This is a genomic window from Mesorhizobium sp. USDA 4413, from assembly GCF_056280365.1.
In genome coordinates, this window is the sequence record NZ_JBVPRP010000001.1 from 5,371,413 (window position 1) to 5,392,570 (window position 21,158).

General features: G+C 63.4%; 22 protein-coding genes. 8 read left to right on the plus strand and 14 right to left on the minus strand.

The features are described 5' to 3' along the window. Nucleotides 1–138 precede the first annotated feature (138 nt). The 3 genes from ACVMIM_RS26320 to ACVMIM_RS26330 are packed head-to-tail and all read left to right on the plus strand — an operon-like array spanning nt 139 to nt 3,973. Nucleotides 139–1,119 (plus strand): alpha/beta fold hydrolase, encoded by a 981-nt coding sequence (locus ACVMIM_RS26320; RefSeq protein ID WP_476115443.1) that lies wholly within the window; start codon nt 139–141, stop codon nt 1,117–1,119. A 35-nt stretch (nt 1,120–1,154) separates the two neighbouring features. Beyond that, the gene (locus ACVMIM_RS26325; RefSeq protein WP_476115445.1) at nt 1,155–2,327 is read left to right on the plus strand and encodes a CaiB/BaiF CoA transferase family protein; all 1,173 of its coding nucleotides are present in this window, start codon (nt 1,155–1,157) and stop codon (nt 2,325–2,327) included. Then, entirely contained in the window at nt 2,324–3,973 is a 1,650-nt protein-coding gene (locus ACVMIM_RS26330; RefSeq protein WP_476115446.1) for a thiamine pyrophosphate-binding protein, read from the plus strand. Before ACVMIM_RS26325 ends, ACVMIM_RS26330 begins: the two co-directional genes overlap by 4 nt. A gap of 84 nt (nt 3,974–4,057) precedes the next feature. On the opposite strand, the gene ACVMIM_RS26335 is transcribed toward ACVMIM_RS26330, so the two are convergent. The 6 genes from ACVMIM_RS26335 to ACVMIM_RS26360 form a co-directional block, all read right to left on the minus strand. After that, on the minus strand, nt 4,058–4,519 hold the full coding sequence (locus ACVMIM_RS26335) for a CHRD domain-containing protein (protein ID WP_476115448.1): 462 nt from the start codon (nt 4,517–4,519) through the stop codon (nt 4,058–4,060). A gap of 142 nt (nt 4,520–4,661) precedes the next feature. Next, the gene (locus ACVMIM_RS26340; RefSeq protein WP_278048206.1) at nt 4,662–5,633 is read right to left on the minus strand and encodes an ABC transporter substrate-binding protein; all 972 of its coding nucleotides are present in this window, start codon (nt 5,631–5,633) and stop codon (nt 4,662–4,664) included. 39 nt (nt 5,634–5,672) lie between these two features. After that, on the minus strand, nt 5,673–6,827 hold the full coding sequence (locus ACVMIM_RS26345; RefSeq protein ID WP_278048207.1) for an ABC transporter permease: 1,155 nt from the start codon (nt 6,825–6,827) through the stop codon (nt 5,673–5,675). Further along, nucleotides 6,824–7,702, minus strand: coding sequence for an ABC transporter permease (locus ACVMIM_RS26350; protein WP_476115450.1), 879 nt, complete (start codon nt 7,700–7,702; stop codon nt 6,824–6,826). Before ACVMIM_RS26350 ends, ACVMIM_RS26345 begins: the two co-directional genes overlap by 4 nt. Beyond that, complete coding sequence (locus ACVMIM_RS26355) at nt 7,703–8,218, minus strand: endonuclease domain-containing protein (protein ID WP_476115451.1); 516 nt, start codon at nt 8,216–8,218, stop codon at nt 7,703–7,705. It abuts the gene before it with no gap. Further along, nucleotides 8,208–8,999 carry an ABC transporter ATP-binding protein gene (locus ACVMIM_RS26360; RefSeq protein WP_476115453.1) on the minus strand — a complete coding sequence of 264 codons (792 nt, stop codon included), beginning with the start codon at nt 8,997–8,999 and terminating at the stop codon, nt 8,208–8,210. The genes ACVMIM_RS26355 and ACVMIM_RS26360 overlap by 11 nt, the downstream gene beginning before the upstream one ends. A gap of 119 nt (nt 9,000–9,118) precedes the next feature. Between ACVMIM_RS26360 and ACVMIM_RS26365 the strand changes: the two genes are divergently transcribed. Further along, on the plus strand, nt 9,119–9,523 hold the full coding sequence (locus ACVMIM_RS26365; RefSeq protein WP_040995879.1) for a cupin domain-containing protein: 405 nt from the start codon (nt 9,119–9,121) through the stop codon (nt 9,521–9,523). A 188-nt stretch (nt 9,524–9,711) separates the two neighbouring features. Here the strand turns inward: ACVMIM_RS26365 and ACVMIM_RS26370 are convergent, their stop codons facing one another. From ACVMIM_RS26370 to ACVMIM_RS26380, 3 genes are all read right to left on the minus strand, one after another. Beyond that, complete coding sequence (locus ACVMIM_RS26370; RefSeq protein ID WP_476115455.1) at nt 9,712–10,089, minus strand: hypothetical protein; 378 nt, start codon at nt 10,087–10,089, stop codon at nt 9,712–9,714. Nucleotides 10,090–10,091: 2 nt separating this feature from the next. Beyond that, complete coding sequence (gene hydA, locus ACVMIM_RS26375; RefSeq protein ID WP_476115456.1) at nt 10,092–11,543, minus strand: dihydropyrimidinase; 1,452 nt, start codon at nt 11,541–11,543, stop codon at nt 10,092–10,094. Nucleotides 11,544–11,608: 65 nt separating this feature from the next. After that, nucleotides 11,609–12,859, minus strand: a complete 1,251-nt coding sequence (locus ACVMIM_RS26380) for a Zn-dependent hydrolase (RefSeq protein WP_040995885.1) — start codon at nt 12,857–12,859, stop codon at nt 11,609–11,611. A 121-nt stretch (nt 12,860–12,980) separates the two neighbouring features. Between ACVMIM_RS26380 and ACVMIM_RS26385 the strand changes: the two genes are divergently transcribed. Then, nucleotides 12,981–13,619, plus strand: a complete 639-nt coding sequence (locus ACVMIM_RS26385; protein ID WP_476115458.1) for a TetR family transcriptional regulator C-terminal domain-containing protein — start codon at nt 12,981–12,983, stop codon at nt 13,617–13,619. A gap of 95 nt (nt 13,620–13,714) precedes the next feature. On the opposite strand, the gene aptA is transcribed toward ACVMIM_RS26385, so the two are convergent. Further along, entirely contained in the window at nt 13,715–15,043 is a 1,329-nt protein-coding gene (gene aptA / locus ACVMIM_RS26390) for an omega-aminotransferase AptA (protein WP_040996225.1), read from the minus strand. Nucleotides 15,044–15,282: 239 nt separating this feature from the next. Between aptA and ACVMIM_RS26395 the strand changes: the two genes are divergently transcribed. Beyond that, complete coding sequence (locus tag ACVMIM_RS26395; protein WP_476115460.1) at nt 15,283–15,912, plus strand: TetR family transcriptional regulator C-terminal domain-containing protein; 630 nt, start codon at nt 15,283–15,285, stop codon at nt 15,910–15,912. Between the two features lie 15 nt (nt 15,913–15,927). On the opposite strand, the gene ACVMIM_RS26400 is transcribed toward ACVMIM_RS26395, so the two are convergent. Then, nucleotides 15,928–16,800 carry a helix-turn-helix transcriptional regulator gene (locus tag ACVMIM_RS26400; protein ID WP_476115462.1) on the minus strand — a complete coding sequence of 291 codons (873 nt, stop codon included), beginning with the start codon at nt 16,798–16,800 and terminating at the stop codon, nt 15,928–15,930. Nucleotides 16,801–16,903: 103 nt separating this feature from the next. On the opposite strand from ACVMIM_RS26400, the gene ACVMIM_RS26405 reads away from it, so the two are divergent. Then, on the plus strand, nt 16,904–17,740 hold the full coding sequence (locus ACVMIM_RS26405; protein WP_476115464.1) for an SDR family oxidoreductase: 837 nt from the start codon (nt 16,904–16,906) through the stop codon (nt 17,738–17,740). A gap of 5 nt (nt 17,741–17,745) precedes the next feature. Continuing rightward, nucleotides 17,746–18,468 (plus strand): SDR family oxidoreductase, encoded by a 723-nt coding sequence (locus ACVMIM_RS26410; RefSeq protein ID WP_476115465.1) that lies wholly within the window; start codon nt 17,746–17,748, stop codon nt 18,466–18,468. Nucleotides 18,469–18,506: 38 nt separating this feature from the next. Here the strand turns inward: ACVMIM_RS26410 and ACVMIM_RS26415 are convergent, their stop codons facing one another. The 3 genes from ACVMIM_RS26415 to preA all read right to left on the minus strand — a co-directional run bounded on the left by ACVMIM_RS26415 (nt 18,507) and on the right by preA (nt 21,157). After that, the gene (locus tag ACVMIM_RS26415; RefSeq protein ID WP_278048391.1) at nt 18,507–18,965 is read right to left on the minus strand and encodes a carboxymuconolactone decarboxylase family protein; all 459 of its coding nucleotides are present in this window, start codon (nt 18,963–18,965) and stop codon (nt 18,507–18,509) included. Nucleotides 18,966–18,976: 11 nt separating this feature from the next. Then, nucleotides 18,977–19,507: an RrF2 family transcriptional regulator gene (locus tag ACVMIM_RS26420; protein ID WP_040995896.1), complete on the minus strand. Its 531-nt coding sequence runs from the start codon at nt 19,505–19,507 to the stop codon at nt 18,977–18,979. Between the two features lie 336 nt (nt 19,508–19,843). Next, a complete protein-coding gene (preA, locus tag ACVMIM_RS26425; protein ID WP_040995898.1) occupies nt 19,844–21,157 on the minus strand; it encodes an NAD-dependent dihydropyrimidine dehydrogenase subunit PreA in 1,314 nt (437 codons plus the stop codon). Nucleotide 21,158: the final 1 nt, after the last annotated feature.

Consider the following 21,158-nt stretch of genomic DNA (forward strand, 5'->3'; position numbering starts at 1 on the left):
GAACAGCCCATCGGCGTGTTCGCAAGCTGCCGATCGCCGTGCAGAGGCGACGGACTGTCGGCATGGCATATCGGCAAGCGCGCTCCTCCACTTGACGCCGGCAGAACCCTCGCCCAACAGTCGCCGAGGGAGCGAGACATGCCATTCGACAGAAAGATCAGCCTGGCTTCACCGACCGGAGCCGAGCTCAACCTCTATGTGAAACAAGCCGCCGGAAATCCCCGCGCCGTGGTCCAGATCAATCATGGCCTGGCCGAGCATGCGGCGCGCTATGCCCGCTTTGCCGATTTCCTCAGCCAAAGAGATTTCCACGTTTACGCCCACGATCATCGCGGCCACGGTGCAACGAAGGCGCCCGGCGCGCCGCTCGGCAAATTCGCCGACAGCGACGGCATCGCCAAGGTGATCGCCGATGTCGATGCGGTCCTCGACCTGATCGCGATGGAGCATCCGGGACTGCCGGTCATCGCTTTTGGACATTCGCTCGGCGCCTCGGTAGCGCTCAACTTCGTGCTGCGACATTCCGAACGCGTTCATGCCGCCGCGATCTGGAACGGCAATTTCTCGCAAGGCCTGCTCGGCCAGTTGGCGCTGCTCATCCTCGGCTGGGAGAGGATGCGGCTGGGCTCCGACGTGCCGTCGCGCCTTCTGCCCAGGCTCACTTTCCAGGCCTGGGGCAAGGCGGTGCCCAATCACCGCACCCTGTTCGACTGGCTGTCGCGCGACCCCGTCGAGGTCGATAAATATGTCGCGGATCCGCTTTGTGGCTGGGATGCCTCCATCTCGATGTGGCGCGATGTCGTCAATATGGCGCAGCACGCCGGCAAGGATTCCAGTTTCGCCGGCGTCAGGCGCGATCTCCCCCTCAACCTTGTCGGCGGCGAGAAGGATCCCGCGTCGGACTACGGCAAGGCCGTCCATCACCTCGCCAAACGCATGCGGGCGATGGGCTTTTCGAATCTGGTTTCAAAGGTTTACGCCGACACGCGCCACGAAAGCCTGAACGAGATCAACCGCGACACCGTCATGAACGATTTTGCCGCATGGGCTGACGGCGTGCTCAAATCTGACCCTGGCGTGGCCCACTGCAAGGGCCGTGACAGGGGCGGCTGCTGTTGATAGAGGCTGCGCTTCCGACCCCATTACGGTGATCCATGGCCGAACCTCCGCTGAAAGGCATCCGCGTTATCGAACTCGCCCGCATCCTGGCCGGCCCCTGGGCCGGGCAGTTGCTCGCCGATCTCGGCGCCGATGTCATCAAGGTCGAGAGCCCTGACGGCGGCGACGATACCCGCAAATGGGGTCCGCCCTTCGTCATGAGCCATGACGGCGAGAACCTCTCGGCCGCCTATTACCATTCCTGCAATCGCGGCAAACGCTCGATCGCCGTCGACTTTTCCAAGCCCGAGGGTGCCGAGACGCTGCGCAAGCTGGTCGCCACCGCCGACGTGCTGATCGAGAACTTCAAGCTCGGCGGCCTGAAGAAATACGGCCTCGACTACGAAAGCCTGAAGGCGATCAATCCGCGCCTCGTCTATTGCTCGATCACCGGCTTCGGCCAGGACGGTCCCTATGCGCCGCGCGCGGGTTATGATTTCATCATCCAGGCCATGGCCGGCATGATGTCGATCACCGGCGAGCCGGGCCGCGAGCCGCAGAAGGCCGGCGTCGCCATCTCCGATCTCTTCACCGGTCTCTATTCGGTGATCGCCATCCAGGCCGCACTTCGCTATGCCGAAAAAACCGGCGAAGGCCAGCACATCGACATGGCGCTGTTCGACAGCCAGATCGCCGCGCTCGGCAACCAGAACCTCAACTATCTGGTTTCCGGCAAGTCGCCGGTGCAGATGGGCAATGCGCATATGAACATCGCCCCTTACGAGGTGCTGCCGGTGCGGGACGGCCATATCATCCTGGCGGTCGGCAATGACGGGCAGTTCGGCAAGTTCTGCGCGGTGGTCGGCCTCACCGATCTTCCCGCCAATCCGGATTTCGCCACCAACCCGGCGCGTGTCGCGAACCGTGTGAAGCTGCGCGAGACGATCGTCGAAATCCTCGCCACTTGGGATCGCGATCTGCTTTTGGCGAAACTCGAGGCAGCGGGCGTTCCGGCGAGCCCGATCAACACGATCGGCCAGATGTTCGCCGACCCGCAGACCATCGCGCGCGGCATGCGGCTCGACCTCGACGATGGCCATGGCAATCGCCTGCCTTCGGTGCGCGCCCCGATGGTGATGTCGGGCACGCCGCTCGTCTACGAGCGCCCCTCGCCGCGTCTCGGCGAGCACACGCAAGAAATCCTTGCCGAACTGGAGAGATCAAAATGAAGACCGGCGGACAACTGATCGTCGAGGCGCTCGAAGCGAACGGCACCGACCGCATCTTCTGCGTGCCGGGCGAATCCTATCTCGCGGTGCTCGACGCGCTGCATGACTCTCCGATCCGCACCATCGTCTGCCGCCAGGAAGGCGGTGCCGCGATGATGGCCGACTGCCAGGGGAGGCTCACCGGCAAGCCCGGCATCTGCTTCGTCACGCGCGGCCCCGGCGCCACCAACGCTTCGGCCGGCATCCACATCGCCATGCAGGATTCGGTGCCGATGATCCTGTTCATCGGCCAGGTCGCCAGCCACGCCAAGGAGCGTGAGGCCTTCCAGGAGGTCGACTACAAGCGCTTCTTCGGCGACATCGCCAAATGGGTGGTCGAGATCGACGATGCCGCGCGCATCCCCGAATTCGTCACCCGCGCCTTCGCTGTGGCAACCTCCGGCCGCCCGGGCCCGGTGGTCATCTCGTTGCCGGAGGACATGCTGACCAGCGAGGTCGAGGCTCCGGAAGCGTTGCCGCACACGCCGGTCGAGACGCGGCCGGGCGAGGCCGAACTCGATGCGCTAGAGATGTTGCTGAGCAACGCCAAGCGTCCTTTCGTCATCCTCGGCGGCACGCGGTGGAACGAGGAAGCGGTAGCGTATATGCGCACGATCGCCGAGGGCTGGTCACTGCCGGTCGGCTGCTCCTTCCGCCGCCAGATGCTGTTCGATCATCTTCATCCGAATTATGCCGGCGATGTCGGCATCGGCATCAATCCGAAGCTGGCGGAGCGGATCAAGCAGGCCGACGTCGTGCTTTTGATCGGCGGCCGCCTGGGCGAGATGCCGTCTTCGGACTACACGCTGCTGAAAAGCCCCTATCCCGACCAGGCGCTGGTGCATGTCCATGCCGATGCCGGCGAGCTCGGCCGCGTGTACCGGCCGACGATAGCCATCAACGCCTCGCCCGCCGCCTTTGTCGAGGCTTTCGCCAGGCGCAAGCCTGCGGCCCAGCCTTCCTGGGCGGCCGAGACGGAAAAGGCGCATGCCGCCTATCTCGAATGGTCGACGCCGCCGCAGACCGGCCCGGGGGCCGTCCAGATGGGCCCGATCATCGAACATCTGGGGAAGGTCCTGCCAGAGGACGCCATCCTGACCAATGGCGCCGGCAACTACGCCACCTGGGTGCATCGCTTCTACCGCAACCGCCGCTACGGCACGCAGGCGGCGCCCACCTCCGGTTCGATGGGCTACGGCACGCCGGCCGCGGTCGCCGCCAAATCATTGTTCCCGGACCGCACCGTGGTTGCCTTCGCCGGCGACGGCTGCTTCCTGATGAACGGCCAGGAATTCGCGACGGCTGTCCAGTATGACCTGCCAATCATCGTGATCGTCGTCAACAACGGCATTTACGGCACGATCCGCATGCATCAGGAGCGGGAATATCCGAGCCGCGTCGTCGCCACCGACCTCAAGAACCCTGACTTTGCAGCACTTGCCCGCGCCTATGGCGGCCATGGCGAGACGGTGGAAAAAACCGCCGATTTCGCGCCGGCCTTCGAACGCGCGCGCGCCAGCGGCAAGCCGGCGATCGTCGAGATCAAGCTCGATCCCGAAGCGATCACGCCGACCCGCACGCTGACGCAGATCCGCAACAAGGCCTAAGGCGGTTTTCCGCCAGCTGCACGACAAAAGGGGCGGTGAAGCGCCCTTTTTATCGAGAGAAAAGGGCGGCTTGACGCCCCTCGTTTACATCGCCTTCTCGATCTGGCCGCGGATCTCGCCGTCCTTGTTCTTGGCGGTGTGGACGTTGACGTAGTATTTGCCGGCTTCCAGATCGGCCGCCTGCGCGTCGGTCAGCGTCGCCGATCCCTTGATCGGGCTCTTCAGCTTCTTGAACGGGATGACCGGGTCCGCGTTCGCGCCCATATCCGCCGGCCCATGGATGTGGGCGGCGACGGCCGGCCCGCTGAGACCGGAATATTTGACGTTCCAGCTGAGCTTCTTGCTGGTGGTGTCGAAGGTGAATGTGGCGGTTCCCTTGCCCTTGGTGGTGACGGGTGGGCTCTGCTGGCTGCCGTCGAGCGTCGCCTTGAACTTCATCGTCTCGGCCATGGCCGGCGGTGCGAGAAGGAAGGCGGTCGAAACGGCCAAAGCCGAAAGCATCGGTACGGATAGGATGCGCATGAAGACCTCCGTTGATTGCAGCATCCCTGGCGGCTCCCCGGCGCACGGATGCGCCAATTAACGGCCGGGTCGCAGGAAGTATCCCGGCACACGCACATTTTACCGCAGGTCACGAAAAAGGGGGCGTCGCCCGCCCCCCTTCCGCTTTCCGCATCGAGAGCGGAGCTTACTTGATCGCCTTGTCGGTGATGGCGGTCGTGTAGGCGCCGCTCGCCTCCTTGCTGATGATCTTCTGATCGAGCAGCGCTTTGGCGGTGCGCTCGTAAGCGGCCGGGATCAGCTTGCCGTCGGCATTGTCGATCAGCTTGGCCACTTCCTTCATCATGAACTTCTGGTGGTTCTCGTCCTGGCCGCCGGCGTCCACGACGATCTCGGCTGCCTCATCGGTGTTCTCCGTGGCGTATTTCCAGCCCTTCATCGAGGCGCGCACGAAGCGCACCATCTTGTCCTCGAAAGCCGGATCCTTGAGCTTGTCCTCAAGCGTGTAGAGCCCGTCCTCCAACAGGTCGTTGCCCATGGCGGAGTAGTTGAAGACGATCAGGTCCTCCGGCTTGTAACCGGCGTCCAGCACCTGACCGTATTCGTTATAGGTCATCACCGAGATGCAGTCTGCCTGCTTCTGGATCAGCGGCTGCACGTCAAAGCTCTGCTTGAGCACGGTCACGCCGTCCGGGCCGCCATCGGTCTTGAGGCCGATCTTGTTCATCCAGGCGTAGAACGGATATTCGTTGCCGAAGAACCAGACGCCGAGCGTGTGGCCCTTGAAGTCGGCTTCCGTCTTGATCGGGCCGTTCTTGGGGCAAACCAGTTCCATGCCGGCCTTCTTGAACGGCTGGGCGATGTTGACGAGCATCACGCCCTTGTCGCGGGCCGCGAGCGCGCCACCCATCCAGTCGACGATGACGTCGGCGCCGCCGCCGGCGATCACCTGCTCGGGCGCGATGTCCGGGCCGCCCGGCTTGATCTCGACATCGAGGCCTTCGGCATCATAGAAGCCCTTGGCCTTGGCGACATAATAGCCGGCGAACTGGGCCTGCGTGACCCATTTCAATTGCAGTGTCACCTTGTCGGCGGCCATCGCCTGGAAGGCGGCCAGCGACATCGCCCCGGCTAATGCGGAAATCAGCAGTCTTTTCATGTTTTTACCCTCTGAAGTTAGCATCCAAACCCACCGCCCCTATCCACCACGGACAGAGGGATGCCAAAACGTGACGGCTCTCTCGATGAGAGCGACCACGCCATAAAAGACCGAACCCGCAAGTGCTGCAACTGCGATTTCGGCCCACACCATGTCGATGTTCATCCGCCCGACTTCCGTCGATATGCGGAATCCCATGCCGACCACAGGCGTGCCGAAGAACTCCGCGACGATGGCGCCGATCAGCGCCAGCGTCGAGTTGATCTTCAGCGCATTGAAGATGAAAGGCATTGCCGCCGGCAGCCTGAGCTTCAGCAAGGTCGGCCAATAGCCGGACGCATAAGTGCGCATCAGGTCGCGTTCCATATGCCCGGAGGCGGCGAGGCCTGCCACCGTGTTCACCAGCATCGGGAAGAAGGTCATGATGATGACGACCGCGGCCTTGGACGGCCAATCAAAGCCGAACCACATGACCATGATCGGTGCCACGCCGATGATCGGCAGCGCCGAAACCATGTTACCGATCGGCAGCAGCCCGCGCCTCAGGAACGGCACGCGGTCGGCAAGAATGGCGACGGCGAAGCCGGCGAGATTGCCGACGACATAGCCGACCAGCACCGCCTTGAAGATCGTCTGCCGCACATCTGAACCCAGGATCGGCAGGGAGTTGGCGATGCGCGCGCCGATGGCGCTCGGCGGCGGCAAAAGGATGAAGGGGATGCCGGCGCCGCGCGTCACAGCTTCCCAGAGGATCAGGATCCAGGCGCCGAAGATCGCCGGGATGATCAGACGCAAGGCGTTCCTTGAGACATTTTCGCTCGGACGCAACGACGAAAGCAAGGCAACGCAGCGCCAGGCAAGCAGCCAGGCGGCGGCAAGCAGCAGGAAATATGACGCCAGCGCCGTGCCTTCGAAACCGGCTATGCCCTTTATCAGAAGCCAGGCGGCGGCATGGGCGCCGACGAACAGCACGATGGCCTCGACAATCGGGGCGAGCTTCACCGTTGAGACCAGTGCCGCGATCAGCAGCAACCCGATGATCAAGCCTTTTGCGCCCATGTAGGGATAGGCAATTGCCGCCGTCGGCTGCGCCAAAGCCGCGGCTTCCGGTTTCGACATCGCGCCGAGTGCGAGCGCGACCAGGCAAAGAAGGATGGCAAGCGCTGCCTGCCATGACGGCTTCAGCCAATTCATGCCGGCCTCCCGCCCATGGCGCGGTCGACCAGGCGTCCGGCGATGCCCACCACCATCACCAGCAGCGCCGCGACGACGGACCCCGCGACCAGCGCCGACCAGATGTCGATGGTCTGGCTGTAATAGGCTCCCGCAAGCAGCTTCGCGCCGATGCCGGCGACGGCGCCTGTCGGCAATTCGCCGACGATCGCGCCAACCAGACTTGCCGCCACCGCCACCTTCATAGAGGTGAACAGGAACGGCACCGAGGCGGGCACCCTGAGTTTCCAGAAGGTCTGCGAGGCGCTGGCGTTATAGGTGTGCATCAGGTCGAGATGCATGAGCTCGGGCGAGCGCAGGCCCTTCACCATGCCGACCGCGACCGGAAAGAACGACAGATAGGTCGAGATCAGCGCCTTGGGGATCAGGCCTGTGATGCCGATCGCCGCCAGCACCACGATGATCATCGGCGCCACGGCGAGGATCGGAATGGTCTGCGAAGCAATGATCCACGGCATCAGGCTGCGGTCGAGCGTCGTCACATGCACGATGCCGACCGCAATGATGATGCCGAGCGCGGTGCCGAAGGCAAAGCCGAGCAGCGTCGAGGACAGCGTCACCCAGGCGTTGTAGACGAGGCTGCGGCTCGAGGTGACGGACCGCAGGAAAGTGTTTTGGAAGAAGTTCACCGCCACCTGATGCGGCGCCGGCAGCGTCGGCTTCGGCTGCGACAGCGTCTTGCCGATGAACTCGACCGTGCCAGGGGTCTCGTTGCCTCGTTGATCGAGATCGCGCTGGAACGGCGCGTTCAGGATGACGGCGAAGACGTACCAGAGCACCACCACGCCGGCTAGGATGGTGGTGACGGGGATGATTTTGGAGCGGAAGGAGTCCATCTAGCGCGGCTCCCCTCCTCTCCCCATCGGGGAGAGGGTGGCCGGAGCGAAGCGAAGGCCGGGTGAGGGTGAGTGTATCCGCCCCTCGAGTACGGTCAGGATCGTATCCAGCACCGCCCTCCGCTCGGCCAGAACCTCCTGGTTCCAGAATCGAAGAACGGAGTACCCGTGGCGATTCAGCCAAGCGGTTCTCGTTGTGTCGGTCGGAGAATCTGCGTGCTGGCTACCGTCGATTTCGACGATCAACACTTTCTCACGGCAGACAAAGTCCGCGAAGAATGGACCAAGCGGCACTTGCCTCACAAATTTGTAGCCATCGAGGCGCCGCGCCCGTAACTCGCCCCAAAGCCTGTATTCGGCTTCAGTCTCCTCAGTCCGGAGTTCCCGGGCTCGGGCGGTCGCCCCGGCTTTTCTTTTGGTCGGGTCCGTTGACGTCCCCTCGCCCGGCCGCTGTGCGGCCACCCTCTCCCCGGTGGGGAGAGGAGGGAGCACATCTCCCGCACGCTCAATCATCATAGCTGTGCCCTGCCCTCAAGCCGTCCCGGACCCGCGCGGCGATCGCCAGGAATTCCGGCGTCTCGCGGATGTCGAGCGGCCGCTTCCTCGGCAGCGTCGATTCGATGATGTCGGTGACACGGCCCGGCCGCGGCGACATCACCACGATGCGGGTCGAGAGATACACAGCCTCTGGGATCGAATGGGTGACGAAGCAGATCGTCTTGTTGGTCCGGTCCCAGAGATCGAGAAGCTGCTCGTTCAGATGGTCGCGCACGATCTCGTCCAGCGCGCCGAACGGCTCGTCCATAAGCAGCAGATCCGCATCGAAGGCGAGAGCGCGTGCGATCGAGGCGCGCTGCTGCATGCCGCCGGAAAGCTGCCAGGGATATTTCTTCTCGAAGCCCGACAGGTTGACGAGTTCCAGCGTGCGCTTGATGCGCTCCGCCTGTTCGGCCTGGCTCAAGCCCATGACCTCAAGCGGCAGCGCCACGTTGCGCTCGATGGTGCGCCACGGGAACAGGGCGGCGGCCTGGAAAACATAGCCGTAGGCGCGTTTCTCGCGCGCCTGCTCCGGCGTCATCCCGTTGACGGAGATCGTCCCGGACGTCGCTTTCTCGAGATCGGCGATGACGCGCAGCAAGGTCGTCTTGCCGCAGCCGGACGGACCGATGAAGGAAACGAATTCGCCCTTGCCGATGGTCAGATCGACATTGGAGAGCGCCTGCACCGGACCGTCATTGGTCTGGAAGGTGAGGCCGAGCTTGCTTGCCGAAACGACGGCTGGCGGCTGTTCGGTCATTGGCTGCAGCCTGCCTTTCGCGGCCGCTGCTGCACTGTCCGCAATCCGGTTGATTTTATGATAGCGTTGCTTTCCACTCGTCCTGTCCTACCCGATCGATGCCGCCCGGAGCCTTGCCGATGTCGCCTAGACCCACCTGTCATCTCGTTCGCCCCGAAAGCACCTATCAAGGCAAGCAGGGGCTGAGCTATTTCGCCGGCATCGCCGCCGAGACCGTCGGTTCGTCCGGCATCTGCATGCATCTTCTCACCATGCCGCCCGGCGCGCGCGCCAAGGCGCATATGCATGAAAGCCATGAGACGGCCATCTACGTGTTGTCCGGCGAAGTCCACACCTGGTACGGCGACCGGCTCGAGCACCACATCGTCGTCAAGGCGGGCGACCTGTTCTACATTCCGGCCGGCGTGCCGCATCTGCCCGCCAATCTGAGCGACGCACCCTCCTCGGCGGTGATTGCCCGCACCGATCCCAATGAACAGGAAAGCGTCGTCCTGCTGCCGGAACTGGATGGCCTTGTCGCTTAGAGTAATTCCAGGAAAAGTGCGTAGCGGCTTTCCGTCCGGAATTGCGTAGAAACAAAGACTTAGAGCGGTTCGGCGATTCTGTGAAACGCTGACCCGCTCTAGGGCATTTTGCAGCCAAGCGGCATCGCTTGGCGTCGCATAAATGCGGCCGGAATGAATACGTCTCTCAGGAACCGACGGGATCGCCGTCATTTGCATCGCGCGACTTCGCCCATGACATTGCCGCCTTCGTCGGCAACCACCAGTTTCTTCGCATTCTTCGCGCTGCGCTTGATGGTGAACTTGGCCGGCGCCTGTCCCTCTTCGCCCTCTGCCTCGCACTTTGCCGTCACCACCAGCGACCCATCGGCCTGCACCTGCTTGTAGCCGAAGGTGCAGGCGCTGGCGGCCGTGATCAGTTCCTTGTCGGTCAGAAGCAGCATCTTATCGGCGGCCACTTGCTGGCCGTTCCGGTTGATGCAGCCATATTTGTCGCCATAGGGCTTGCTGAGGTCGATGCCGGCGGCTAGCGCCTGGCTGGCAGCCAGCATCGCGGCCGCCGCGATCGCAAGATGAAGAGCCCGCATGGTCAGACCCCGGTGGCCGGGATGCCGGTGCGTTCCACCTTGCGCGGCGCGGAAATCTCCTTCCACGTCGACAGCGCCCGGTTGACCGCGCCGTTCGGCTCGCGGGCGACGAACTCGCCATGGCCGGCCTTGGCCTTGACGTCCGCCTCCTCGATCGAGAGCTCGCCGCGCGAAAACACGAAGCGCGGCAGGCCGGTCACCTCGAAGCCTTCGAAGACGTTGTAGTCGATCACCGACTGCTGGTTCTTGGCCGAGATCGTCTTCTTGCGCTTCGGATCCCAGACGACAATGTCGGCATCCGCACCTTCGACGATCGCGCCCTTCTTCGGATACATGTTGAGGATCTTGGCGATGTTGGTCGAGGTCACCGCGACGAACTCGTTCATCGTCAGCCGGCCGGTGTTGACGCCGGTCGTCCACAGGACCGGCAGGCGGTCCTCGAGCCCGCCCGTGCCGTTCGGGATCTTTGTGAAGTCGCCGATGCCGTTGCGCTTCTGCTTGGTGGTGAAGGAGCAATGGTCGGTCGCCACCACCTGCAGCGAGCCGGCCTGCAGGCCGGCCCACAGCGAATCCTGGTGCCATTTGCTGCGGAAGGGCGGGCTCATGACGCGGCGCGCCGCGTGGTCCCAGTCCTTGTTGAAATATTCGCTCTCGTCGAGCGTCAGGTGCTGGATCAGCGGCTCGCCATAAACGCGCATGCCTTTCTGGCGGGCGCGGCGGATGGCTTCATGGCTCTGCTCGCAGGAGACATGCACGACATAGAGCGGCACGCCGGCCATGTCGGCGATCATGATGGCGCGATTTGTCGCCTCGCCCTCCACCTCGGGCGGGCGTGAATAAGCATGGCCTTCCGGGCCGTTGTTGCCGGCGGCTAAAAGTTTTTGCGACAGGGCCGCGACGACGTCGCCGTTCTCGGCATGGACGAGCGGCAGCGCGCCGAGATCGGCGCAGCGCTGGAACGACGAATACATCTCGTCGTCGTCGACCATCAGCGCGCCCTTATAGGCCATGAAGTGCTTGAACGAGGTGATACCCCGGTCGACGACTTGAGCCATCTCGTCGAACACCTGCTTACCCCACCAGGTGATCGCCATGTGGAAGGAATAGTCGCAGGACGCCTTCGACGTCTTGTTGTCCCACATCTGCAGCGCTTCCAAGAGCGACTGCTGCGGCGCCGGCAGGCAGAAATCGACCACCATAGTGGTGCCGCCGGAGAGTGCCGCGCGCGTGCCGGATTCGAAATCGTCTGCGGAATAGGTGCCCATGAAAGGCATTTCGAGATGGGTGTGCGGATCGATGCCGCCCGGCATGACATAGCAGCCGGTCGCGTCAAACTCATGGTCGCCGTGCAGATTCGAGCCGATGGTGACGATCTTGCCGTGCTGCATCAGCACGTCCGCCTTCCACGTGCGATCGGCGGTGACGATAGTGCCGTTCCGGATGACTTTGGTCATATCTGTTCCCCTGTTCTTTCGCGCTTCTTTGCGAGCGGCGTTGCGAGGTGATTTGGTTTAGTCGGTCATTCGACGATTCCCGCCGTCTCGACGACCGCGTGGAACAGCACGTCGGCACCGGCCGCCGCCCATTCCTTGGAGATGTCCTCGGCCTCGTTGTGGCTGAGGCCGCCGACGCAGGGGCACATGACCATGGTCGCCGGTGCCACCTTGGCCGCCCAGCAGGCGTCGTGGCCGGCGCCGGAGATGATGTTCATGTGGCTGTAGCCGAGCTTCTCTGCAGCCGTGCGCACGCGGCCGACCAGTGTCGGATCGAAGGTCACCGGATCGAAATGGCCGACCGCCTCGACCGAGCATTTCACGCCGAGCGCCTCGCAGATCTTCGGCGCTTCCTTTTCGATGCGGGCGCGCATGCCGTCGAGCTTGGCCTGGTCCGGCGAGCGGATGTCGACGGTGAAGACCACCGTGCCCGGCAGCACGTTGCGGGAATTGGGCGAGAACTTCACCTGGCCTACCCCGCCGACGGCGCCCGGCTGGTTCTCCATGGCGACCGTCTGCACCATCTCCAGGATGCGCGCCATGGCAAGGCCCGCATTGACGCGCATGTTCATCGGCGTCGAGCCGGTATGCGCTTCCCTGCCGGTCAGCGTGAACTCCAGCCACCACAGGCCCTGGCAGTGGGTCACCACGCCGATCTGCTTGTTCTCGGCTTCAAGGATCGGCCCCTGCTCGATATGGTATTCGAAATAGGCGTGCATCTTGCGCGCCCCGACCTTCTCGTCGCCCACCCAGCCGATCCGCTTCAGCTCGTCGCCGAAGGTAAGGCCGTCGAGGTCCTTGCGGGCATAGGCGTATTCCTGGGTGTGCACGCCTGCGAACACGCCCGAGGCGAGCATCGCCGGCGCGAAACGAGCGCCCTCCTCGTTGGTCCAGTTGGTGACGACGATCGGATGCCTGGTCTTGATGCCGAGATCGTTGAGCGAGCGCACCACCTCCAGGCCCGAAAGCACGCCCAGCACGCCGTCATATTTGCCGCCGGTCGGCTGGGTGTCGAGATGGGAGCCGACATAGACCGGCAGGGCGTCCGGATCGGTGCCGGCGCGCGTCATGAACATGGTGCCCATCTGGTCCACACCCATGGTGAGCCCAGCCTCGTCGCACCAGGACTTGAACAGCTCGCGGCCCTGCTTGTCGGAATCGGTCAGTGTCTGGCGATTGTTGCCGCCGGCGATACCGGGGCCGATCTTCGCCATCTCCATGATGGAATCCCACAAACGGTCTGAATTGATTCGCAGATTCTCGCCGGGTGCGGCCATTTGCGGTTCCCATTTTCACCAGGGGTCTTGTCGCCCCTTGAGTGGTTTGCATCCTGACCGTATGGTCAGCTTTCAGACTACACAAGCTGACCAAGCGGTCAACGAGAATCTTGGGGGAGACATGACCGAACCCACCCGTCCCATGCGGCGACAGGACATAAGGCGGGAGAATGAGAAAGCCATTCTGCTCGCTGCCGAAAAAGTGTTCGCGGAAGCCGGGTTCGGCGGTGCCACGATGCAGTTGATCGCCGATCTGGCGGGACTGCCCAAGGCTAATCTCCACTATTATTTCGCCACCAAGGAAGAGCTCTACCGGTCCGTCGTCCAGAACATTTTCGAGATCTGGCTGCAGGCGGCCAATTGCTTCGATGCGGCGCGCGGCCCGGTGGACGGCATCAGCGCCTATATCGACGCCAAGATGGAAATATCGCGCCGCCACCCGGACGGGTCGAAGGTCTGGGCCTCGGAAGTGATGCACGGCGCGCCGGTGCTTCAGGACTATATGGAATCGACTTTGCGCGAATGGACCGACGGCCGCGTCGAGATCATCAGGCGCTGGATCGAGGAGGGCAAGATGGACCCGGTGGACCCGCGGCATCTGCTCTATATGCTGTGGGCCACGACCCAGCATTACGCCGATTTCGGGCACCAGATCGAGACGCTGAACGGCGGCAAGTCGCTCTCCGACCAGCAATGGCGGGAGGCCAAGGAAAACATCAAGCGGGTGATCCTGACAGGCATCGGCGCGCAGCCCGCCTGAATCGCCCTCCCTCGAGATCGACGCGTCGAGCCGACCTCGCCTGGCCGCTTCGCGGACACCCTCCCCTCAACGGGAAGGGTGTCCGCGGCGGCTTGTCAGTCGATCGACCTCAGCACATCGCGAACATGGTCGATCAGTTCGTTGATCTGGCCCTTGGTGATGATCAGCGGCGGCGACAGCGCAATGATGTCGCCGGTGGTGCGGATCAGCGCGCCGCGCTCGAACGCCTTCACGAAAGCCGAGAACGCCCGCTTGGTCGGGCTGCCGGCGATCGGCGCCAGCTCGATCGCGCCGATCAGGCCGATATTGCGGATGTCGATGACATGCGGCTCGCCCTTGAGCGAATGCAGCGCGTCTTCCCAGTAAGGCGCCAGCTCCTCGCCGCGCGTCAAAAGGCCCTCTTCCTTGTAGGTGTCCAGCGTGCCGAGCGCCGCGGCGCAGGCGATCGGATTGCCCGAATAGGTGTAGCCGTGGAAGAACTCGATCATGTGTTCCGGACCGGTCATGAAGGCGTCGTGGATCTCCTTCTTGACGAACACCGCGCCCATCGGGATGACACCGTTGGAGACGCCCTTGGCGGTGGTCATGATATCAGGCGTGACGCCGAAATAATCCGCCGCGAACGGCGTGCCGAGGCGGCCGAAGCCGGTGATCACTTCATCGAAAATCAACAATATGCCGTGCTTCGTGCAGATTTCCCGAAGCTTCTGCAGATAGCCCTTCGGCGGCAGGATGACGCCCGTGGAGCCGGCGACCGGCTCGACGATGACGGCCGCGATGGTCGAGGCATCATGTAACGTGACGAGGCGCTCGAGCTCGTTCGCGAGCTCCGCGCCATGCTCCGGCACGCCCTTCGAGAAGGCGTTCTTCTCCGGCAGATGCGTGTGCGGCAGATGGTCGACGCCGCCGAGCAGCGTGCCGAACATCTTGCGGTTGGCGACGATGCCGCCGACGGAGATGCCGCCGAAATTGACGCCGTGATAGCCGCGTTCGCGGCCGATCAGGCGGGTGCGCGAGCCCTCGCCGCGAACGCGGTGATAGGCGATCGCCATCTTGAGCGCGGTCTCGACCGATTCCGATCCGGAATTGGTGAAGAAGACATGGTCCATGCCCTTGGGCGCGATATCGACCAGGCGGTTCGCCAGCTCGAACACGACCGGGTGGCCCATCTGGAAAGCGGGCGCATAGTCGAGCTCGGCGGCCTGTTGCTGGATCGCTTCGGTGATCTTCGGCCGGCAGTGGCCGGCGTTCACGCACCACAGGCCCGCGGTGCCGTCGAGCACCTTACGGCCGTCGCTGGTGGTGTAATGCATGTCCTTCGCGGACACGAACATGCGTGGCGCCTGCTTGAACTGGCGGTTTGCCGTGAACGGCATCCAGAATGCGCTGAGATCGTTCGGCGTGACTTTCAGCCGGTTGGACATGACCAAGACTTCCCCTTGTAACCTGTTTCGGTGCCGCCAACGGTTGGTCTTTGCTGCCTTTTCGTGCTACGCAAAATTTTTGACCGGTTGGACAAACGTTAGCGCCGCCCGTCGGCGGTCAAAGGATTACTAGCGGAAATGCGGCATAAAAAGCGCGCTCCACAGTCCAGGGAAAAACTGGTCCAGACAATTGGTCCAGAGAACCTGCGTTCTGACGGCCGGCAAGGATGACGGCGGCAATGGATGGCTCCGCTCCCCGCCGCACCCGCATCCAGCAGGAAAAGCGCGAGCTCATCCTCGAAGCCGCGCTCGAAGTCTTCTCCGCCAACGGGTTTCGCGGTTCGACCATCGACCAGATCGCCGAAGCCGCCGGCATGTCGAAGCCCAACCTCCTTTATTATTTCCGCCGCAAGGAAGACATTCACGAGACGTTGATGCAGCGCCTGCTCGACACCTGGCTGGCGCCATTGCGCGAGCTTGACGACATCGGCGACCCGCTGACCGAGCTCAGAAGCTATATCCGCAGGAAGCTGGAGATGGCGCGCGATTTTCCGCGCGAAAGCCGGCTCTTCGCCAACGAGATCCTGCAGGGCGCGCCGCGCATCAAGCCGATGCTGGAGGGCGAGCTGAAGACCCTGGTCGACGAGAAAGCCGCCGTCATCAAGGGCTGGATGCGCGCCGGCAAGATCGCCCGCACCGATCCCTGGCACCTGATCTTCTCGATCTGGGCGACGACGCAGCATTATGCCGATTTCGACGTCCAGGTGCGCGCCGTGCTCGGCGCCGACCGCGGCGGCGACGGCCGCTTCGAGGACGCGGCAAGGTTTCTGGAGCAGTTGTTTCTCGATGGGCTAAAGCCGAAGGGTTGACCTTACTCTGGTCGTTCAGGCGCTGCGCCGTTCGGATGGAAGCCCCTCGAGCAGCTTCTTCAGCTTGGCGACTGAGTTATGCTCGGCAAGCGGCGTGTAGACGATCAGCCGCATATCCGAGCCGTCGTCGATCGACAGGCTCATATGCTCGAACGTCATCGCGCCGGCGATCGGATGCCGCAGATGCTTCAGGCCGGAGAGCCGGTGGACGACATCGCGCTGCGGCCACCATTCGCGAAACTCCGGACTCGAGCGCATCATCAGCGCGATCAGCCGTTCGAAGTCTGGATCGCCGGTGTATTTCGCGCTCTCGGCGCGGAAGGCGGCCAGGGTCGCGCGCGCCAGTTGCTCCCAGTCCACCAGTAGATGCCGCCGGTGCGGGTCGGTGAAGACGCCGTGGATGATGTTGCGGGCATCGCCCTCTAATTGGCCGTAGTCGCCGAAAATGGCCACCGCCGCGTCATTCCATGCCAGCACGTCCCAGCGCGGGCCGACGACATACGCCGGCTGCAGCACCAGGCTCTGCAACATGTGCAGCAAAGGCCCTTCGACCTTCGCCGGCACGATGCGCCGCCGCTCGGGCTGCTGGCGGCCAGCGAGCGTGAACAGATGGCGCTGCTCGGCGGCGTCGAGCCGCAGCGCCTGGCAGAGCGCCGACAGCACCTCGACCGAAGGCCGCACATCCCTGCCCTGCTCCAGCCAGGTGTACCAGGTCGTGCCGACGCCGGCGATCATCGCCACCTCCTCGCGCCGCAGCCCGGGCGTGCGCCGCCGCGCGCCGCAAGCGATGCCGGCGGCATCTGGCGAAAGCCTCTCGCGGCGGGAACGCAAGAAGGCGCCCAGCTCGCGCCGGCGATGATCTTCGGGGGAATGGGCGATGGCATCCATCCAGTTAATATAGCAGTACCGATACCAGGATAAAGTTTGAACTGTTTGGCTTGAGCGCCGTGCCCCATCTTTCCGTTCAGAGCAGCGCAAGGAGGCTCTGAACATGGAAGTCAAGGACAAAACAATTCTCGTCACCGGCTCGACTGACGGTGTCGGCCGCGTGGTGGCGGAAAGGCTCGGCGCCGCCGGCGCCCGTGTGCTGGTGCATGGCCGCGACGAAAGCCGCGGCAAGGCGACCGTGGCCGCCATCGAGGCAAAGGGCGGCAGGGCGGAATTCCTCGCCGCCGATCTCGCTACGCTGGCCGAAGTACGCCGCCTTGCCGAAGCGGTGCGCACCCGAACCGATCGGCTCGACATCCTGATTAACAATGCCGGCGTCGGCACCGCCGGCCAGGGCGCGAAAAGGCAGGTCAGTGCGGACGGTTATGAGCTGCGTTTCGCCGTCAACTATCTTGCCGGTTTCCTGCTGACCTCAGAGCTTCTGCCTTTGCTCAAGGCGAGCGCGCCGGCACGCATCGTCAATGTCGCCTCGGCCGGGCAGCAGGCGATCGACTTCGACGACGTCATGCTGACGCATGGCTATAGCGGCGTGCGGGCCTACTGCCAGAGCAAGCTGGCGCAGATCCTGTTCACCGTCGATCTGGCTGAACAGCTCGAGAGTACCGGTGTAACCGTTAATGCGCTCCATCCGGCAAGCTATATGGACACCACCATGGTCCGGCAGGCGGGCATCACGCCGTGGAGCTCGGTCGAGACCGGCGCCGACGCCATCCTCAACCTGGCAACCTCGCCGGCGCTCGAACGCCGCAGCGGGCTGTATTTCGACGGCCAGCGGGAATCGCGCGCCGACGCCCAGGCTTATGACGAAAAGGCCCGCCGCCAATTGCGGGCACTGAGCCTCGAATTTACCAGAGAAGCTTCTACGACATCCAAGGAATAACATTCATGAACGAGACCATCGAACATTGCGTCATCATCGGCGGCTCATCCGGCATCGGTCTCGCGACGGCCAAAAAGCTGGTCAGCCCCGCAATGAAAGTGACGATCACCGGACGCAACGAGGAGAAGCTGAAGAGCGCCTGGAAGAGCCTGGGCGGCACCGTCGGCAAGGCCGCTTTCGACGCCACCAAGCCGGACGAGGTCCGGAATTTCTTCGAGCGCCTTGGGCCGTTCGATCACCTGGTTCTCGCCGCAAGCGGCGGCAAAGGTCTGGGACCATTCGCGACGCTTGATCTTGCCGATATCGGCAGCGGCGTCGACGAGAAGATCCGGCCGCAACTGTCCTGCTTGCAGGCGGCCCTGCCGACCTTGAACAAGGCCGGATCGGTCACTTTCATCTCGGCCGTCTCGGCGCAGATTGCAGCGCCCGGCGTCGCCGGCATCGGCGCCATCAACGGCATGCTTTTGACCGTCGCGCCGATCCTGGCTGTCGAGCTGAAGCCGCTGCGCGTCAACGTCGTGGCGCCCGGCGTCATCGACACACCCTGGTGGGATTTTCTCCCCGAGGATCAGCGGCAGGCGGTGTTTGCCGAATATGCCGGCAAGACGCCGGTCGGCCGCATCGGCCGCGCCGAGGACGTCGCCGAAGCGATCGCCTTCCTGGTCTCCAACGGTTTCATGACCGGTCAGGTGCTGACCTGTGACGGCGGCCTCCGCTTCGCGGCATAGAGGAGGCGCGCGGATTTCCATCCGCGCGCCCCGACGAATCAGGCGGCCTTGGCGGCCGGCATCGGATGGATGGCGTGGAAGGATACGCAGAGCCGGTTCCAGGTGTTGATCATGCCGATCACCACCGTCAGCTTGACCAGTTCCTCCTCGGAGAACTGCTCCAGCGTGCTGGCGTAGAGATCGTCTGGGACGCCGTTCTCCGAAATGTTCGTCACCTTCTCGGTCCAGGCGAGCGCGGCGCGCTCGCGTTCGGAAAACAGCGGCGATTCCTTCCAGGCGGCGACCAGATAAAGGCGGGTCTCCGTCTCGCCGTCTCGCCTTGCCTCGCGGCTGTGCATCTCCACGCAGTAAGAGCAGCCATTGATCTGCGAAGCCCTGAGCTTGACGAGATGCATCAGGCTTGCCTCCAGCCCACACTCCTCGACGGCCTTGTTGAGAGCCGTAACCGCCTTCATGATTTCCGGCGCTTTGGCGAAGAACTGCAGCCTCTGTTTCATCATTTTACCTTTCACGCTTTGCCTGGTTGATTTGAGCTTGGTTGAACTTTCTGAGACCGCTGGTGGCGCTCGACGAAAGCGCAGCTTGCAGCGACCGTGCGGGGATCGGCGTCGTTCATAAAATCGGCGACGATGTCGGACAGCTTCACTTCGGCGAGCGCTGCCCGATAGGCGCGCTCCGCCTTGAGCATCGCGACATTGATGCCGCAGGGTTTGACGTAGGCCGACGCGTCGATCTTGACCGGACCACGCTGGCGAATTTCGCCGCAACGAAAAGCAGGCTCACGCCCCTCGACCGCCAGCACGATATCGAGCAGCGTGATTTGTTCCGCCGCACGCGCCAGGCGGTAGCCGCCCGCTGGCCCGGGCACCGATTCCAGGATGCGCGCTGCCGTGAGCTGATTGAGATGTTTCAGCAGATAGCTCGGCGACAGTCCAAAACACTCCGCAAGGGCCGCGCCTGGCATGGTACTGTTGCCGTCTACGCTGGCCAGCGTCGCCGCGCAGTGGATGGCCGCTTCGACGCCATCGCCCAGTTTCATGGTGTTACCTCCAATTCATGGATATCTTTTATCTTGGATAAAGATTATCTGCAATAGAGAAATGAAAATTGCCCCGTCAATTCGCAATGGCAGGATGAGAGAGAACGGCACTTTGCAGGGCTTGGGTTTCTCGCACCCCGCAAAGCGGGGGAGAGGTGGCCCGGCGAAGCCGGGACAGACAGGGGACACCCTCTGCGAAGTCAGAACCGTGCCAAGGACGAGGCGCAAGAAAAGTAAAAGGAAATCAGGGCCTCGGCGGCGCCCAGCCACCCCGAAGGCCCCTCTCCGTCCCGGCTTCGCCGGGCCACCTCTCCCCACTTCGTGGGGCGAGGAACCCTACTCCGCGGCCACCTTGGCCATCGGATTGTTGGGATGCGTCGTCCAGTTGGCGTAGATCGGCGACACCGGCAAGCCGGTGCGCTGGTCGAGTACGCCGGCGGCCAGCGGCTGCATCGTGATGCAGCCCTCCACCGGGCAGACATTGACGCAGAGATTGCAGCCGACGCATTCAGCCTCGATCACCTCGAAATGCCTGACACCGTCGACCATGCTGGTGATCGCCTGGTGCGAAGTGTCCTCGCAGGCGATGTGGCAGCGGCCGCATTTGATACAGGCATCCTGATCGATATGCGCCTTGGCGACATAGTTAAGATTGAGATACTGCCAGTCGGTGACATTGGGCGTGGCGCGGCCGATGATGTCGGAGAGCGAGGCATGGCCCTTCTCGTCCATCCAGTTCTCCAGCCCCGCGATCATCTCCTGCACGATCTTGAAGCCATAGGTCATCGCCGCCGTGCAGACCTGCACATTGCCGGCGCCGAGCGCCATGAATTCGGCAGCGTCGCGCCAGGTGGTGATGCCGCCGATGCCGGAAATCGGCAGGCCGTGCGTCTCCGGATCGCGCGCGATCTCGGCCACCATGTTCATGGCGATCGGCTTCACCGCCGGACCGCAATAGCCGCCATGCGAGCCCTTGCCGTCGATGGTCGGCATCGGCGCGAAATTGTCGAGATCGACGCCGGTGATCGAGTTGATCGTGTTGATCAGCGACACCGCGTCGGTGCCACCGGCCTTGGCCGCCCGCGCCGGCTTGCGGATGTCGGTGATGTTGGGCGTGAGCTTGGTGATGACGGGCATGCGCGTATACTGCTTGCACCAGCGCACGACCATCTCGATATATTCCGGCACCTGGCCGACGGCCGACCCCATGCCGCGTTCGCTCATGCCGTGCGGGCAGCCGAAATTGAGCTCGATGCCGTCTGCTCCGGTCTCCTCGACCAGCGGCAGGATCGCCTTCCAGCTTTCCTCGACGCAAGGCACCATGATCGAGGCGACCAGCGCCCGATCCGGCCAGTTCATCTTCACCTGCTTCATCTCGCGCAGGTTGGTCTGCAGGTCGCGGTCGGTGATCAGCTCGATATTGTTGAGGCCGAGCAGGCGGCGGTCGGCGCCCCAGATCGCACCGTAGCGCGGACCGTTGACGTTGACGACCGGCGGGCCTTCTTCGCCCAGCGTCTTCCAGACCACGCCGCCCCAGCCCGCCTTGAAGGCGCGCTCGACATTATAGGCCTTGTCGGTCGGCGGCGCCGAGGCCAGCCAGAATGGATTGGGCGACTTGATGCCGATGAAGGTGTTGCGGATGTCTGCCATG

Coding starts and splice junctions, on each gene's coding strand:
- ACVMIM_RS26370 (WP_476115455.1), bottom strand. CDS start 10,089: ATGCGGGCTCTTCATCTTGCGATCGCGGCGGCCGCGATGCTGGCTGCC.
- ACVMIM_RS26320 (WP_476115443.1), top strand. CDS start 139: ATGCCATTCGACAGAAAGATCAGCCTGGCTTCACCGACCGGAGCCGAG.
- ACVMIM_RS26355 (WP_476115451.1), bottom strand. CDS start 8,218: ATGATGATTGAGCGTGCGGGAGATGTGCTCCCTCCTCTCCCCACCGGG.
- ACVMIM_RS26415 (WP_278048391.1), bottom strand. CDS start 18,965: ATGAAACAGAGGCTGCAGTTCTTCGCCAAAGCGCCGGAAATCATGAAG.
- ACVMIM_RS26405 (WP_476115464.1), top strand. CDS start 16,904: ATGGAAGTCAAGGACAAAACAATTCTCGTCACCGGCTCGACTGACGGT.
- ACVMIM_RS26330 (WP_476115446.1), top strand. CDS start 2,324: ATGAAGACCGGCGGACAACTGATCGTCGAGGCGCTCGAAGCGAACGGC.
- ACVMIM_RS26345 (WP_278048207.1), bottom strand. CDS start 6,827: ATGAATTGGCTGAAGCCGTCATGGCAGGCAGCGCTTGCCATCCTTCTT.
- hydA (WP_476115456.1), bottom strand. CDS start 11,543: ATGACCAAAGTCATCCGGAACGGCACTATCGTCACCGCCGATCGCACG.
- preA (WP_040995898.1), bottom strand. CDS start 21,157: ATGGCAGACATCCGCAACACCTTCATCGGCATCAAGTCGCCCAATCCA.
- ACVMIM_RS26360 (WP_476115453.1), bottom strand. CDS start 8,999: ATGACCGAACAGCCGCCAGCCGTCGTTTCGGCAAGCAAGCTCGGCCTC.
- aptA (WP_040996225.1), bottom strand. CDS start 15,043: ATGTCCAACCGGCTGAAAGTCACGCCGAACGATCTCAGCGCATTCTGG.
- ACVMIM_RS26365 (WP_040995879.1), top strand. CDS start 9,119: ATGTCGCCTAGACCCACCTGTCATCTCGTTCGCCCCGAAAGCACCTAT.
- ACVMIM_RS26395 (WP_476115460.1), top strand. CDS start 15,283: ATGGATGGCTCCGCTCCCCGCCGCACCCGCATCCAGCAGGAAAAGCGC.
- ACVMIM_RS26350 (WP_476115450.1), bottom strand. CDS start 7,702: ATGGACTCCTTCCGCTCCAAAATCATCCCCGTCACCACCATCCTAGCC.
- ACVMIM_RS26400 (WP_476115462.1), bottom strand. CDS start 16,800: ATGGATGCCATCGCCCATTCCCCCGAAGATCATCGCCGGCGCGAGCTG.
- ACVMIM_RS26410 (WP_476115465.1), top strand. CDS start 17,746: ATGAACGAGACCATCGAACATTGCGTCATCATCGGCGGCTCATCCGGC.
- ACVMIM_RS26385 (WP_476115458.1), top strand. CDS start 12,981: ATGACCGAACCCACCCGTCCCATGCGGCGACAGGACATAAGGCGGGAG.
- ACVMIM_RS26380 (WP_040995885.1), bottom strand. CDS start 12,859: ATGGCCGCACCCGGCGAGAATCTGCGAATCAATTCAGACCGTTTGTGG.
- ACVMIM_RS26325 (WP_476115445.1), top strand. CDS start 1,155: ATGGCCGAACCTCCGCTGAAAGGCATCCGCGTTATCGAACTCGCCCGC.
- ACVMIM_RS26340 (WP_278048206.1), bottom strand. CDS start 5,633: ATGAAAAGACTGCTGATTTCCGCATTAGCCGGGGCGATGTCGCTGGCC.
- ACVMIM_RS26420 (WP_040995896.1), bottom strand. CDS start 19,507: ATGAAACTGGGCGATGGCGTCGAAGCGGCCATCCACTGCGCGGCGACG.
- ACVMIM_RS26335 (WP_476115448.1), bottom strand. CDS start 4,519: ATGCTGCAATCAACGGAGGTCTTCATGCGCATCCTATCCGTACCGATG.